This is a genomic window from Streptomyces niphimycinicus (assembly GCF_018883605.1).
GTDB classification, from domain to species: Bacteria; Actinomycetota; Actinomycetes; order Streptomycetales; family Streptomycetaceae; genus Streptomyces; species Streptomyces niphimycinicus.
Genome location: NZ_JAHLEM010000227.1, coordinates 1 through 13,782, shown reverse-complemented (window position 1 = coordinate 13,782; position 13,782 = coordinate 1). Strand labels below are relative to the sequence as shown.

Sequence of the window (13,782 nt, the reverse complement as noted above, 5' to 3'; positions counted from 1 at the left end):
CCGGTGCCGAGACTGGAATGGCCACTGCATATCGTGCGCCGGGTGGTGATCGGCGTGATCGTCGTCGCACTGCTCGGGGTGGCGGTCCCCCTCACCGTGAACTGGATCCAGGAGAAGCGGGCGCGGTGCGGCGACGGCGTCGTCAAGATGGGCGAGGCTCGCGAGTGCGTGGGTGTCACCGACGGCTCGTACCACTTCGCCGGGCATCTGAAGGCCGTCGAGGAGAAGATCAAGGCGGAGAACGACCGGGTGGAGAAGGACGCCGACAAGGATCCGTATGTCAGCGTCGCCTATATGACCTCCTTCACCCTGACCGACGACGACAGCAACTCCGAGGAATCGGTCCGGCACGAGCTGGAGGGCGCCTATCTGGCACAGCGCCGGCACAACCAAGGCGATCTCCGCTCCTCCCCCAAGATCAAGCTGCTGATCGCCAATATGGGCAGCAACGCGGGCCACTGGGAACACACCGTCGACGAGCTGATCGACCGGAAGACCTCCGCCGACAAGCTGGTCGCGGTCACCGGACTCGGCCCCAGCACCCAGGAGAGCCTGCGCGCGCTGAAGCGGCTGTCGGCCCACGGTCTCGCCCTGGTCGCCAGCACCATGACGGCCACCAACATCGAGGGCATCAAGGGGTTCGTCCGGGTCTCCCCGACCAATGTGGACGAGGCGTACGCCGCCTCCGCGTACCTCAAGAAGGAGAAGGTCCGTACGGCGGTGGTGGTCCAGGACGACGCGCAGGGCAACTACTACGCCAAGTCGCTGGGGCGCGCCTTCACCGAGGTCTTCCAGGACGCCGAGGGCCATCGGCTGGTGGCGGACCGGATGAGGTACGACTCCTCGGTGCGCAGCGCCTGGCAGAACGAGATGCGCTATATGTCGGACCAGCTATGCCGACAGAAGCCGCAGGCGGTCTTCTTCGCGGGCCGCGGCAAGCACCTCACCCGGTTCCTGGACTGGATCGCCAACCGGTCGTGCCAGGAGCGGAAGTTCAAGGTGATCACCGGTGACGACACCACCAACCTCACCGCCAAGGAACTCCGACACGCCGCCGACACCGGGGTGGAGGTGTTCTACACAGGTCTGGCGCACCCCGATATGTGGCAGAAGGACCCCAAATCCGTCTCCGGTCCCTCGGCCCGCCACTTCCAGCCGGGCGGGTCGCTGGATCAGTGGTTCCCGAGCGACCCGCGCCATGACGGCCAGGCCATCATGGCGCATGACGCGGTGCTCACCGCCGCCCAGGGCATCCAGATGGCCAACGGCTCGCAGGGCGAGGTGACCGGGGAATCGGTGGCGCGGATGTTCCACCAGATGGACAGCCACCAGGTGCCGGGGGCCGGCGGGTTCATCTCGTTCGAGAACGATGGCAATCCACGGAACAAGGCCATTCCGATCCTGCATCTCAACGCGAAGGGGCGCTCGGAGCTGGTGGAGGTATCGGCACGACGGGGCGAGCCGGCCAGAAAGCAGTGACGGACCGCGGGCGAGGCGATGGCGGCCGGGACGGCCGAGGAGGCGGTGCCGGTCAGCCCGCGCCCCCCTTGGGCTCGTCCCCGCTCTTCTCGTCGTCGACGATCTCCGCGTCCACGACCTCCTCGTCGGTCGTGTGGGCCCGGCCCCCGCCGTCACCGGAGGAGCCGCCCGCCGAGCCGCTCGCTCCGCCGTCGGACGAGCCGGACTGCTGGGCCTGGGCGTAGATGGCGGTGCCGATCCGCTGCCCGACGGTGGCGGTCCGCTCGGTGGCCTCGCGGATCGCGTTGGTGTCCTCGCCCTCGAGTGTCCCCTTCAGCTCCGCGACCGCCGCCTCGGCCTCCTGCCGGACGTCCTGCGGCACCTTGTCCGCCTGGTCCCGCAGCAGCCTCTCGGTCTGGTAGACGAGTGCCTCGGCCTGGTTGCGGGTCTCGGCGGCCTCGCGGCGCTTGTGGTCCTCCTCCGCGTAGCTCTCGGCCTCCCGCATCATGCGGTCGATGTCGTCCTTCGGCAGCGCGGAGCCGCCGGTGACGGTCATCCGCTGCTCCCGGCCGGTGCCGAGGTCCTTGGCGGAGACATGCATGATGCCGTTGGCGTCGATGTCGAAGGCGACCTCGATCTGTGGCACCCCGCGCGGCGCCGGCGGCAGGCCGGTCAGCTCGAACATCCCGAGCTTCTTGTTGTACGAGGCCATCTCGCGCTCGCCCTGGAAGACCTGGATCTGCACCGACGGCTGGTTGTCCTCGGCCGTGGTGAAGACCTCCGAGCGCTTGGTCGGGATCGTGGTGTTCCGCTCGATCAGCTTGGTCATGATGCCGCCCTTGGTCTCGATGCCGAGGGACAGCGGGGTGACGTCCAGCAGCAGGACGTCCTTGACCTCGCCCTTGAGGACACCGGCCTGGAGGGAGGCGCCGATCGCCACTACCTCGTCGGGGTTGACGCCCTTGTGCGGCTCCTTGCCGGTCAGCTCCTTGACCAGGCCGGTCACGGCGGGCATCCGGGTGGAGCCGCCGACCAGGATCACATGGTCGATATCGGAGATCTTGATCCCGGCGTCCTTGATCGCCTGGTGGAAGGGGGCCTTGCAGCGCTCCAGGAGGTCCTCGGTCAGTTGCTGGAACTGGGAGCGGGTGAGCTTCTCGTCCAGATGCAGCGGGCCCGCGTCGGACGCGGTGATGTACGGCAGGTTGATCGTGGTCTCGCTGGCCGCGGAGAGCTCGATCTTGGCCTTCTCGGACGCCTCGCGCAGCCGCTGGACCGCCATCTTGTCGTTGGCCAGATCGACGCCGTAGCCGCCTTTGAAGCGGGTGACCAGATGGTCCACGATCCGCTGGTCCCAGTCGTCGCCGCCGAGGTGGGTGTCGCCATTGGTGGCCTTGACCTCCACCACCCCCTCGCCGATCTCCAGCAGCGAGACATCGAAGGTGCCGCCGCCGAGGTCGAAGACCAGGATGGTCTGGTCGTTCTCCTTGTCCAGCCCGTACGCCAGGGCGGCGGCCGTCGGCTCGTTGATGATCCGCAGCACCGTCAGCCCGGCGATCTCGCCCGCCTCCTTGGTGGCGGTGCGCTGGGAGTCGTTGAAGTACGCGGGGACGGTGATCACGGCGTCCGTGACGTCCTCGCCGAGATACGCCTCGGCATCGCGCTTGAGCTTCTGGAGCACCCGCGCGGAGATCTCCTGCGCGGTGTAGCGCTTGCCGTCGATGTCGCCGGTGACCGGGAACCGCCACCGGTCCTCGCCCACGTGGCGCTTGACCGAGCGCGCGGTGCGCTCCACGTTCGTCACCGCCTGGCGCTTGGCGACCTCGCCGACCAGCACTTCGCCGTTCTTGGCGAAGGCCACCACCGAGGGGGTGGTCCGGGTCCCCTCGGTGTTGGTGATGACGGTCGGCTCGCCACCCTCCAGGACGGATACGACCGAGTTCGTCGTACCCAGGTCAATACCGACTGCGCGGGTCATCTGAGCCCTCCTCCCGGTCTGCCTCCCAGTATCCCAAAAAGGGATATTCCGGGCGGGCGGGGAGGCGGGCCGGGGCTCAGTCCCGCAGGTGGTCGACCTCGCGCATCTTGTTCGTGGCGTCGAGCGCGGCGACCTTGTAGGACTCGGCGAAGGTCGGATAGTTGAACACCGCGTCCACCAGATAGTCGACGGTGCCGCCGCAGCCCATCACGGCCTGTCCGATATGGATCAGCTCGGTGGCGCTGGTGCCGAAGCAGTGCACCCCGAGCAGCTTCCGGTCCTCCGGGGAGACCAGCAGCTTCAGCATGCCGTGCGCATCACCGACGATCTGGCCCCGGGCCAGCTCGCGATAGCGCGACACCCCGACCTCGAAGGGCACCTTCTCGTCCGTGAGCTGGTCCTCGGTGCGGCCGATGAAGCTGATCTCGGGGATGCTGTAGATCCCGATCGGCTGAAGATGGTGGATCGGGTTCACCGGCTCCTCGCAGGCGTGGTACGCCGCGCTGCGCCCCTGTTCCATGGAGGTCGCGGCCAGGGCCGGGAAGCCGATCACATCGCCGACGGCGTAGATATGCGGTACGGCGGTGCGGTAGTGCTCGTCCACGGCTATCCGGCCCCGCCGGTCGGCGGTGAGCCCCGCCTTGTCGAGGTCCAGCCCGTCGGTGAGCCCCTGGCGCCCCGCGGAGTACATCACCGCGTCGGCGGGGATCTTCTTACCGCTCTCCAGGATGGCCAGGGCGCCCCGCGCATGGCGCTCGACGGCCGCCACGGTCTCGCCGAAGCGGAAGGTGACGGCCAGGTCACGCAGCCGGTACTTCAGCGCCTCGACGATCTCGACGTCGCAGAAGTCCAGCATCCCCTCGCGCTGCTCGACCACGGTGACCTTGCTGCCCAGGGCGGCGAACATCGAGGCGTACTCGATGCCGATCACCCCGGCGCCCACGATGACCATGGAGCGCGGCACCCGCTCCATGTTGAGGACACTGTCGGAGTCCATGATCGTCCGCTCGTCGAACTCCACGCTCGCGGGGCGGGCCGGGCGGGTGCCGGTAGCGATCACGATATGCCGCGCGGTCAGCAGTTGTTCCTGACCGTCCGCGTCCGTGACGGCCACGGTGTGGTCGTCCACGAACCGCCCGGTGCCCGGGAACAGCGCGACCCGGTTGCGGGAAAGCTGGTTGCGGACGACGTCCATCTCCCGGCCGACCACATGCTGGGTCCGGGCCGTCAGGTCGGCGATGGTGATGTCGTCCTTGAGCCGGTAGCTCTGGCCGTACAGATCCCGCTGGGTCAGTCCGGTGAGATAGAGCACCGCCTCGCGCAGGGTCTTCGACGGAACGGTTCCGGTGTGGAGGGAGACCCCGCCCACCATCTCCCGCCGGTCGACGACGGCCACCCGGCGACCGAGTTTGGCGGCTGCGATGGCAGCTTTCTGGCCGCCCGGTCCGGACCCAATCACAAGCATGTCAAAGTCGGTCACGGACCGAGTCTGGCATCGGATGACGTCCTGCTGGAAGAGCGAATCGCCGGTCAACCGCCCCGGACGTCAACCGACTTGGGGCACCCTACTCGGCGTGGGGCCACAGACGGCCCTGCGCGTCCCGGGCCAGCGAGGTCAGGGAGGCCAGCAGAACGAGGGCGACCAGCCCGGTCGGCAGGGCGGGCGCGGCCGGCGCGGCATGGGCCACCAGCAGCCCGCCCGCCGCGGCACCCACCACCAGGGCCCCCAGCAACGCGATGCTGAGCCGTTGCACCGTGCCGCTGCGCACCGCGTCCACCAGCACCCCGGTCAGGGTGCCGGTGAGATAGGTGGTGGAGAAGCCGGGCGGCCCGACCGCCCGCACCAGACCGCTCTGCCCTCCCATGGCGAGCGCGGCCACCGCCAGCAGCCCCAGTTGCCGACCGCCGGAGGGGTGGCCGCCGGCCGCCGCCCACGCCGCCCAGAGCCCGCCGAGCGCGAGCAGTTCCACCGTGAGCGCGCAGCGGGCGCGCCAGGCGGGCCGGGGGCCGCGGACGATCCGGCCGCTGAGCAGCGCACCCACGATGTATCCGGCCATGGCGATCGCGGTGTCCCGGGCCCGCGTCGCGTCCAGGGACGCGGTCGACATGCCGAGCAGGGAGAGATTGGCGGTCATGACGCTGGTGAAGACGCCGCCCAGCGCCAGAAAGCTGATCGCGTCCATCGCCCCGGTCGCCCCTGTCAGCGCGATGGCCGCCGCGACTCCCCCGGCGTCGCACGCCCGGCCCGGGCGCCGTCGCTTCGGCGCGGGGTCGGTGTCGCTGTCATCGGCCATCGGCACTCCTCCGGCCACCTCGGGTGCCCCGGGCGGCGCACCGGAAACGGCGCTCCCGGGAACGCCGGGAGTATCAGGAGCGGGCCGTGGCGGCGGCTGCCCGCCGCTCGCGGTGTTTCGCGGCCTTGGCGCTGTTGCCGCACAGCCGCATGGAGCACCAGCGGCGCCGTCCGCCCGGTGTGTGATCGAGGTAGACCATCGTGCACAGCGAGGCGTCGCACATCCGCAGCGCCCCGCGCCGCTCCGGGTCGCCGAGCACCGCGATGAGATCGCGGACGACGACCGACTCCAGCTCCCGCCCGGACAGCGGGCGATCGGCGCCGTCGACCCCGACCCCGGTGCCGGTGGCCATCAGCAGCGGCTGTGGCGGGGCGGGCCGCGCCCGGTCGTTGAGCAGCGCCACGGACACGGCCGACGGGGCCCTGCCGTGAACGACCGCCGCCACCACGTCGTACGCCGCCTCGCGCAGTGTCCACAGCTCGGCGAGGAGTTCATCGGTGACGGCCTCGTCGTGGAGCCGCAGCCCCACGCCGTCGCACCACTCCCGCAGCCGGCCGAGGGTGCCGAGGCGCTCGATCGGGGCACTGCCGCGCCGCCCGAGGGTCGCCACGAGATTCAGGGCGAGGCTGCCGGTGTCGAAGCGCAGTGCCCGCAGCCGGGCGGTCACCCGCGGCCGTGGCACCGGTCCCGTCGAGGAATCCATCCGCATATAGTAACCATCCGAAGGGTTACCAAGCGGCTGAGGGTGAGGGTGAGGGCACATCATGCGGATCGCGGTCATCGGCGCGGGTGGCGTCGGCGGATACTTCGGCGCACGGCTCGCCGCCGCGGGTGACGATGTCACCTTCGTGGCACGGGGCCGCCATCTCGCGGCGATCCGGGAGAAGGGGCTGACGGTGCGCAGCCCGCTGGGCGAGCTGCGGGTGCCGTCCGAGGCGGTGGTGCCGGCCATCTCCGATCTGGAGGCCCCGGACCTCGTCATGGTGGCGGTGAAGCTGTGGGACACCGAGGACGTCGCCCGGCAGCTCGCGCCCCTCGCCGAGGGCGGCGCCGCCGTCGTGTCGTTCCAGAACGGGGTCCAGAAGGACACGGTGCTGCGCCGCCATCTGCCGGCCGAGGCCGTCCTCGGCGGGGTCGGCTATATCTCGGCGTTCATCGAGGAGCCCGGGGTGGTGGTGCACAACGGCACATTGCAGCGGCTGGTGTTCGGCAGTTACGACCGTGCGGAGTCCCCGCGCGCCCGCGCCTTCCTCGACCGCGCCGTGGCGGCCGGTATCGACGCGGAGATCAGCGCGGACATCGAGCGCACCGTCTGGGAGAAGTTCGTCTTCCTGGTGGGCCTTTCCGGGACGACGTCGGCGGTGCGGCAGCCGATCGGGGTGGTCCGCGGGGATCCCGGGTCGCGGGCCCTGCTGCGTGAGGTGATGCACGAGGTGGTCGCCGTGGGGCGGGCCAAGGGGGTGGCCCTGGACCCCGGTTTCGCCGACGACCGGCTCGCCTTCTGCGACACGCTGCCCGCCGCCATGACGTCCTCCATGCACAACGACCTGCTGCGCGGCAACCGGCTCGAACTGGGCTGGCTCAGCGGCGCGGTGGCCGACCTCGGCGCCGAGCTGGGCGTCGCGACCCCGCGCAACCGGGCCATCGCCGACATCCTCTCCCCGTACGCCCTGGGCGACCCGGCCGCGACCGGCGGCACGGATGTCAGCGCAGCAGGGGCAGCTTCCCGATGAGCTTGCTCACCCTGTTCCGCGGGCCGACGAGGCTGAGCGCGAGATAGTCGAGGTCCTCGGTCTTGGTGCCGGCCAGGCTGTCGAGGTACTCGTCGTAGACCCGTGAGGTCTGGGCCTGCCCGGGCATGTCGACAAGGAAGATGTCGTCCTTCTCCGCGGCCTTCGCGCGCAGCTCGCGCAGTGTCTCCGGGCCGGCGACCAGGATCGAGCAGCCGGCCCACGGCAGCCCCGGGTGGCCGGCGCCGGACCCGTCCCGGCCGTCCGGCCCCAGCAGCTCCGGCATCGCCCGGCCGACGGCGGCGGCCATACAGGCGGCGGCGTTCACCGCCCGGCCCGCCGGCAGCTCCTCGGCCACGACGATCACCCACTTCAGCTTCGCCTGCCGGGTGGACTGATCGGTGCGGACATCCTCGTCGGTGAGCTGGGGAACGGACACGAGCGGCACTCCTTGTCGATGGCTAATGTGGTGGATGGGGTGGACGGTACCCATCCATCCGAGCGGCGGCACGGCCCGCCGAATTTCCTCAGGCAAAGGAGCGTATTCGTGGAACTTGATGCACTCGACCGCGCTCTTCTGCGGGAGCTGCAAAACGATGCACGCCAGACCAATCGCGAGCTGGCCGTGCGGACGGGGGTCTCGCCGTCGACCTCTCTGGAGCGGGTCCGGGCGCTGCGAGAGCGCGGCATCATCAGCGGCTATCACGCCGCCGTCGACCTGGAGGCGGTCGGCCGCCCCGTCCAGGCGCTGATCTCGGTGCGGATCCGCCCGCCGTCCCGGCCGGTCATCGAGGGCTTCCGGGAATGGGCCGCCCAGTTGCCGGAGACCATCGGCCTGTTCGTCACCTCCGGCGCCCATGACTTCCTCATCCATGTGGCGGTGCCGGACACCAATGGGCTGTACGCGTTCGTCATCGACCGCCTCACCGAGCGCCGCGAGGTGGCGGATGTGCAGAGCACGATGGTCTACGAACACGCCCAGTCGCGCTGTATCGACCCGGCCCCCGCCGAGCGCCCGACGCCCTCCCGCCGGAGGCGGTAACACAGCGTTGCGGGAAGGGAACAGGTCAGTGGTGCGGGGTGTCGCCGAAGGCCGTCACGGTCAGGAACCGTATGGGCAGGGTGATCAGCTTCTCCGGGCCGTGCGGCGCCTCGCCGTCGAACTGGAGGGCGTCACCGGCCCCCAGTGTGTAGCTGGACTTGCCGTGGCCGTAGCCCATGACGCCCTCGAGCATGTAGATCAGCTCGGTGCCACCGTGCTGGAAGAGCGGGAAGACCTCGCTGGACTCGGTGAGGGTGACCTCCAGCGCCTCCATCCGCTTATTGCTGCCGCGCAGGGCGCCGAGCAGGGCGTACTCATGGCCGATCCGGGTGCCGCGGCGCACGATGCGGGCGCCGTGACCGGCCGGGACGAAGACCGCCTCGCGCTCGTCGTCCATCCCGCGGAGGAGCGCGGTGACGGGCACGCCCAGGCCGCGCGCGAGCCGGGAGAGGGTGGTGAGGCTACAGGCGGTCTGGGCGTTCTCGATCTTGGACAGCATGGCCTTGGAGATACCCACCCGCTCGGCCATCCCACCGACCGACGCCCCGGCCGCCTGCCGGTACTCCCGCGCCCGGACCGCGATGATCCGCTCCAGCGCCTTGTCGTCGTCCCCCGCGTCTCCCGCCATCCACCGCATCCTAGGGCCTGTCGTCAAAGGGGACGCGCTGGTGCCGGATGAGGGCCCCACCTCGGCGGCGGGCGGCGCCGTAGCGACGCCGCCCGCCCCGGGCCGTGCACTGCCGGGAGGTCAGGAGCCCGCCACCGCCGCCGTCTTCTCCGGCCGCGGCCCGGGCGTGGCGGGGACATCCCGCGTCCACAGCGGCCGGAGCCGGTAGGTCAGCAGATAGAGCACCGCGGCGGCGGCCGCCGCGACGAACATGCTCAGATCGCCCGCGTGCGGATACGCCGAGGCGAACGCCCCGGTGTAGAGGTCGGATTGCCAGAACGGCACCGAGGCCACCACGCCTCCTGCCCAGGCGACGAAGCCCCAGGAGAGCACCCGTCCGCGGTCGTACAGCTCGGCGATCCGGCCGGGGTCGGAGCGGCCGCCCAGGTGGTAGTCGAGCAGCAGCACGGTGGCGAACGGCGCGATGAAGTACGCGGTGAGATTGAGGAACACCGAGAACTTGTCCTCGACCCCGGAGTGTCCCCACAGGCTGATCCCGTACGCCAGCGCGCAGATGAGGGTCACGGCCTGGGTCCGGGTGACCGGCACCTTCAGCGTCTGGATGGAGATCGCGCCGCCGTAGACGTTGAGGAAGTTCTGCGCGAGCGCCGAGAGCCCGATGGCGATGAGGGCGGGGATGGCGAACGGCCCGGTCAACTGGTGCAGGGCGGTGATGGAGTCGGTGCTGGTGGCGTTGGAGCCGAGGAGCACACCGAGGATGCCGAGCCAGCAGATGGTGACGAAGTTGCCGAGCCCGGTGTACCAGGCGGTGCGGCCCACCACGCGTGGCGAGTCGGGCAGATAGCGCGAGTAGTCCGAGGCGAACGGCGCCCAGGCGACGAGGAAGGAGAGGAACCAGCCGCCGAAGGTGATCCAGCCGCCGGTGGAGCCCACATAGTCCGGTGCCTTCGGATCGGCGCCGAAGGTGCCCGCGCCCCGTACCAGGGCCACCACCGTGATCATGACGAACAGCGGGGTGAGCACATAGGTCAGCACCCGCTGAAGGAAATTGATCATGTTGTAGCCGTAGATGGACACCACCAGCTCGACCAGGGTGAGCGCCAACCCGCAGACCCAGAAGGGCAGATGGGTCAGCTCGGCGATGGCCTTGCCGCCGAGGATCACGGTGACGGCGGCCCAGCCGACCCCGGCGAACACATTGATGTACGCCACCGGCAGGAAGTTGCCGAAGAAGCCGAGCGGACCACGCGCCTGGATCTGCTGGGGCACCCCCAGCCGTACGCCCATCCGGGACATCACGGCCATCAGCAGCGAGCCCAGACCCGCGCCGGCCACGATCGCGGCGACGGCGGCGCCGAAGCTGAGACCGAGCCCGACCGCGCTGAACCCGAGCAGGATGATGGGGAAGTTGAGACCGGCGGCGAACCAGACGAAGAACTGCGAACTGGGCTTGCCGTGCCGCTCGTTGTCGGGGATGTGGTCGACCCCGAAGGGCTCCACCTTGGTGACCGCGCTGCCGTACACCGGCGCCGTGTCATCGTGGGTCATGGGCGTGCTCCTGGAACGGGAGGAGTGGACGTCAGGGGGGACCGGTGGGCGTACGGATCCGGGCGGCGGCCTCTCACCACGGCAGCGGCGCGGTCTGCGAGATGTCGAAGAAGCCGCCGCCGCTGTAGACCAGCGGGGCCAGCTCCGCATGGCGGGCGGAGACCACCCGGCCGGTGAAGACGGTGTGGCTGCCGGCCTCCAGCCGCTCGCCGATCTCCACCTCCAACTGGGCGCAGGACCCGTCGATCAGCGGGGCCCCGAACTCGCCCGCGGTCCAGGCCAGCCCGGCGAACTTGTCGTCCGCCTTGGAGGCGAACGTCTTGGCCACATCGAGCTGGCCGGCGGCGAGGATGTTGATCCCCAGATGGCTTGCCCGGTGCAGTGCGGGGTGGGTGGTGGAGGTGCGCTGCACACAGACCAGCACCATCGGCGGATCCAGCGAGATGCTGGCGAACGCGTTCACCGCAAGACCCCGGGGCCTGCCGTCGTCCTGGCAGGTCACGACGGTGACACCGGTGATGAACTTACGGTGCACGCCACGGACCAGATCGGCGTCGACGGCCGCTCGCTGGGTGGTGGTGATGATCCCGAGCGCCTCCAGCAACTGGCGGGGATCCCAGGTCACCCACTCCTCGCTGACCACACCGTGGTCGAAGCGGGTGAAGGTGGCGCCGGAGACTTCGACCGGCCTGCCGGTGGCCGGCACGCCGAGGAAGTCGCCGGTGTGGCTGCCGGTGCTGCGCCAGCGGATCGCCAGCGATTCGCCGTCCTCGACGATCTCCTCGATCTCGGTACGGAGATCGGGGAAGGCCCGGCGGATGGCGCGGACGGACTCCTTGAACTGCTCTCGGTCCTGGGGGGCCGCGGCGGGACCGCGTCGCCGTACATAGCCGGGGCTGAGCAGTTGGTCGAGCGCGTCGACCTGGCCCTGGTCCCAGACGGCCTGCCAGGTGGAGCGGATGCGGGCGGTGCGGTCAAGAGTATGCGTCATGACGTCTTCCCTCACTCAGCTCTTGTATGGCAGAGGACCGTAGAAAGGGCCATCAGTCGCTGTCAACACCTAGGGATGAATGAACCGGAAATGGGTTGGCGAGACCTCTCCGAACAGCAAAGACACAGGTCAATAGTAGGTGTCTCGACCGTGACCCTTGACGGGGCCGGAATCGGACTCCTAGCCTCCCTGCCATGGCACAGCGTGAGCCGGAAGAACAGGACGGACGCTGCATGCGCTTTTCGATATTCCACAACCTCGGTGCCCCGGGCCGCCTCGGCGAGTACCCCGACGTCATGGCGGAGGCCCGTGAGTTCGCGGTCACTGCGGACCGGGCGGGCTTCTGGTCCACCTGGTACACCGAGCACCACTTCGGGCACGAGGCGATCGAGATCACCCCGAACCCGGTGCTGATGGGGGCGGACATCGCCGCCCGTACGACAGATATCCGGATCGGCCAGGCGGCCTCCATCGCCACCTTCTGGCATCCACTGCGGCTCGCCGAGGACATCGCGATGCTCGACCAGCTCTCGGGGGGCCGGGTCGAGGTCGGGCTCGGCCGGGGGCTGTACGGCCGCGAGGCGCTCAACCTCAACGCCCTGGCCGATCCGCGCGACCAGGAGCAGAACCGCGCGCTGTACGACGAGACCGTGGAGGTCCTGCGCAAGGCGTGGAGCGGCGAGTTCTTCTCGCACCGGGGCCGGTTCTACGAGTTCCCCGCCCCCGGGGTGAAGTGGAACCACCCGCTCTCCCCCGCCACCCCGGAGTACACCGAGGCCGGTGTCATCACCAAGATGCAGGTCACGCCGTTTCCGCTGCAACGGCCGCATCCTCCGCTGTGGCAGGTCATCGACAGCCCCCGGTCGATCAAGGCCGCGGCGGCGGACGGTGTCCAGGGGCTCTTCTGGCTGCCGCCGGTCTCCGCGCTCAAGGAGCGGTTCGAGCTCTACCGGGACACCGCGAGCCAGGCGGCGGGCCGCGAGTACGCGCTGGGCGAGGGCATCGGCCTGGTGCGCGATGTGTATGTCGCCGACACCATGGAGCAGGCACGCGCCGAATTCGAAGAGGCGCTGATGACCACCTACCGGTGGATCATGCACTGGCGGGGGCTGGGCAACCTCATGGAGGCGGGCGAGGAGCTCACCGACGCCCATGAGCTGTCCTTCGACTTCCTCCAGCGGCGCAATCTGCTGGTCGGCACCCCCGAGTACGTCTCGGAGAAGATCGCCGAGCTGCGCGACGAGGTGGGGTGTGAGCATCTGCTGCTGTGGACCACCCACCCCGGTCTGCCGCACCGCAACGCGATGCGCAGCCTGGAGCTGTTCGCCGAGAAGGTCATGCCGCGGTTCACCACCGGTGGCGGTCATGGCTGAGGCGGGGCTGCGCAAGGTCGTCACCGTCACCGATGAGCTGCTGCTGGAGCTCGGCCGCCCGGTCGCGGTGCCGGTGCGCCGGGTCGCGGCGGCCGCGGTGATCCACAACCCCTGGGCCGGCGGCGGCGTCGTCGCCGATCTGGGGCCCGAGGTGGAGCGGATCGCACCGGGGCTGGCCCGGCTGCTCACCGGCCGGATCAGCGAGGCGCTGGGCGGGGTCGACCGGATCGAGTCCTTCGGCAAGGCCGCGATCGTGGGTCTCGACGGGGAGATCGAGCACGGCGGCGCGCTGATCCACACCCCGTTCTTCGGCAATGTCTTCCGCGAGCTGACCGAGGGCACCTCGATCATCGTCTTCAGCGACGACCGGCTTCCGGCCGGTGCGCCGCTGACCGTGCCGCTGTGGCACAAGACCGCGGCCGCGACCCGCTCGCACTACCAGACCTGCCAGATCCGCATCCCCGACGCGCCCCGCCCGGACGAGATCGTCGTCGTCGCGGCCGGGGCGTCCGGCCCCCGCCCGAACGCCCGGATCGGGGACCGCGCCACCGACCCCCTCGTCCGCCTCGCCGATCTGGACGACGACGTCGTCGTCGTCGACCTGGAGACCGTGACTTGACTTCCTCCCCCGCCTAAAGGCGGGCGATTCCAGCGGTCGCCCGCTGGGGTTCCTGCTTCACCGACGACCGCCCCGTCCGGGAGGACTCCCGTTGAGGTCTCACACCGTCTCCACAGGCAGA

General features: G+C 70.0%; 13 protein-coding genes. 5 read left to right on the top strand and 8 right to left on the bottom strand.

The features are described from left to right. The first annotated feature begins 3 nt into the window (after positions 1-3). Entirely contained in the window at positions 4-1,479 is a 1,476-nt protein-coding gene (locus KN815_RS21020; RefSeq protein ID WP_216343492.1) for an ABC transporter substrate-binding protein, read from the top strand. Between the two features lie 52 nt (positions 1,480-1,531). On the opposite strand, the gene dnaK is transcribed toward KN815_RS21020, so the two are convergent. From dnaK to KN815_RS21000, 4 genes are all read right to left on the bottom strand, one after another. After that, complete coding sequence (gene dnaK / locus KN815_RS21015; RefSeq protein ID WP_216343491.1) at positions 1,532-3,436, bottom strand: molecular chaperone DnaK; 1,905 nt, start codon at positions 3,434-3,436, stop codon at positions 1,532-1,534. Between the two features lie 76 nt (positions 3,437-3,512). After that, positions 3,513-4,916, bottom strand: coding sequence for a Si-specific NAD(P)(+) transhydrogenase (sthA, locus tag KN815_RS21010; protein ID WP_216343490.1), 1,404 nt, complete (start codon positions 4,914-4,916; stop codon positions 3,513-3,515). An 85-nt stretch (positions 4,917-5,001) separates the two neighbouring features. Then, positions 5,002-5,730 carry a YoaK family protein gene (locus KN815_RS21005; RefSeq protein ID WP_216343489.1) on the bottom strand — a complete coding sequence of 243 codons (729 nt, stop codon included), beginning with the start codon at positions 5,728-5,730 and terminating at the stop codon, positions 5,002-5,004. Positions 5,731-5,803: 73 nt separating this feature from the next. Continuing rightward, positions 5,804-6,433, bottom strand: coding sequence for a CGNR zinc finger domain-containing protein (locus KN815_RS21000; RefSeq protein WP_216343488.1), 630 nt, complete (start codon positions 6,431-6,433; stop codon positions 5,804-5,806). A gap of 61 nt (positions 6,434-6,494) precedes the next feature. On the opposite strand from KN815_RS21000, the gene KN815_RS20995 reads away from it, so the two are divergent. Beyond that, positions 6,495-7,463 carry a ketopantoate reductase family protein gene (locus KN815_RS20995; RefSeq protein ID WP_216343487.1) on the top strand — a complete coding sequence of 323 codons (969 nt, stop codon included), beginning with the start codon at positions 6,495-6,497 and terminating at the stop codon, positions 7,461-7,463. Here the strand turns inward: KN815_RS20995 and KN815_RS20990 are convergent. After that, entirely contained in the window at positions 7,435-7,899 is a 465-nt protein-coding gene (locus tag KN815_RS20990; protein ID WP_216343486.1) for a DUF2000 domain-containing protein, read from the bottom strand. The two genes, KN815_RS20995 and KN815_RS20990, sit on opposite strands and share 29 nt — an antisense overlap. A 108-nt stretch (positions 7,900-8,007) precedes the next feature. Between KN815_RS20990 and KN815_RS20985 the strand changes: the two genes are divergently transcribed. Then, positions 8,008-8,502, top strand: a complete 495-nt coding sequence (locus KN815_RS20985) for an Lrp/AsnC family transcriptional regulator (RefSeq protein WP_216343485.1) — start codon at positions 8,008-8,010, stop codon at positions 8,500-8,502. Between the two features lie 25 nt (positions 8,503-8,527). Here KN815_RS20985 and KN815_RS20980 read toward each other — a convergent pair whose 3' ends face one another. The 3 genes from KN815_RS20980 to KN815_RS20970 all read right to left on the bottom strand — a co-directional run bounded on the left by KN815_RS20980 (position 8,528) and on the right by KN815_RS20970 (position 11,669). Beyond that, complete coding sequence (locus tag KN815_RS20980) at positions 8,528-9,130, bottom strand: helix-turn-helix domain-containing protein (RefSeq protein WP_216343484.1); 603 nt, start codon at positions 9,128-9,130, stop codon at positions 8,528-8,530. A gap of 120 nt (positions 9,131-9,250) precedes the next feature. Then, complete coding sequence (locus tag KN815_RS20975; RefSeq protein ID WP_216343483.1) at positions 9,251-10,678, bottom strand: purine-cytosine permease family protein; 1,428 nt, start codon at positions 10,676-10,678, stop codon at positions 9,251-9,253. A 73-nt stretch (positions 10,679-10,751) separates the two neighbouring features. Further along, on the bottom strand, positions 10,752-11,669 hold the full coding sequence (locus KN815_RS20970) for a flavin reductase (protein ID WP_216343482.1): 918 nt from the start codon (positions 11,667-11,669) through the stop codon (positions 10,752-10,754). 233 nt (positions 11,670-11,902) lie between these two features. Between KN815_RS20970 and KN815_RS20965 the strand changes: the two genes are divergently transcribed. Beyond that, positions 11,903-13,042 carry an LLM class flavin-dependent oxidoreductase gene (locus KN815_RS20965; protein WP_216343481.1) on the top strand — a complete coding sequence of 380 codons (1,140 nt, stop codon included), beginning with the start codon at positions 11,903-11,905 and terminating at the stop codon, positions 13,040-13,042. Further along, positions 13,035-13,661: an amino acid synthesis family protein gene (locus KN815_RS20960; RefSeq protein WP_216343480.1), complete on the top strand. Its 627-nt coding sequence runs from the start codon at positions 13,035-13,037 to the stop codon at positions 13,659-13,661. The genes KN815_RS20965 and KN815_RS20960 overlap by 8 nt, the downstream gene beginning before the upstream one ends. Positions 13,662-13,782 lie beyond the last annotated feature (121 nt).

Excerpts from the sequence above, each read along its gene's own strand:
- dnaK (WP_216343491.1), bottom strand. The coding sequence starts at position 3,436 with ATGACCCGCGCAGTCGGTATTGACCTGGGTACGACGAACTCGGTCGTA.
- KN815_RS21005 (WP_216343489.1), bottom strand. The coding sequence starts at position 5,730 with ATGGCCGATGACAGCGACACCGACCCCGCGCCGAAGCGACGGCGCCCG.
- KN815_RS21000 (WP_216343488.1), bottom strand. The coding sequence starts at position 6,433 with ATGGATTCCTCGACGGGACCGGTGCCACGGCCGCGGGTGACCGCCCGG.
- KN815_RS20995 (WP_216343487.1), top strand. The coding sequence starts at position 6,495 with ATGCGGATCGCGGTCATCGGCGCGGGTGGCGTCGGCGGATACTTCGGC.
- KN815_RS20980 (WP_216343484.1), bottom strand. The coding sequence starts at position 9,130 with ATGGCGGGAGACGCGGGGGACGACGACAAGGCGCTGGAGCGGATCATC.
- KN815_RS20975 (WP_216343483.1), bottom strand. The coding sequence starts at position 10,678 with ATGACCCACGATGACACGGCGCCGGTGTACGGCAGCGCGGTCACCAAG.
- KN815_RS20970 (WP_216343482.1), bottom strand. The coding sequence starts at position 11,669 with ATGACGCATACTCTTGACCGCACCGCCCGCATCCGCTCCACCTGGCAG.
- KN815_RS20965 (WP_216343481.1), top strand. The coding sequence starts at position 11,903 with ATGCGCTTTTCGATATTCCACAACCTCGGTGCCCCGGGCCGCCTCGGC.
- KN815_RS20960 (WP_216343480.1), top strand. The coding sequence starts at position 13,035 with ATGGCTGAGGCGGGGCTGCGCAAGGTCGTCACCGTCACCGATGAGCTG.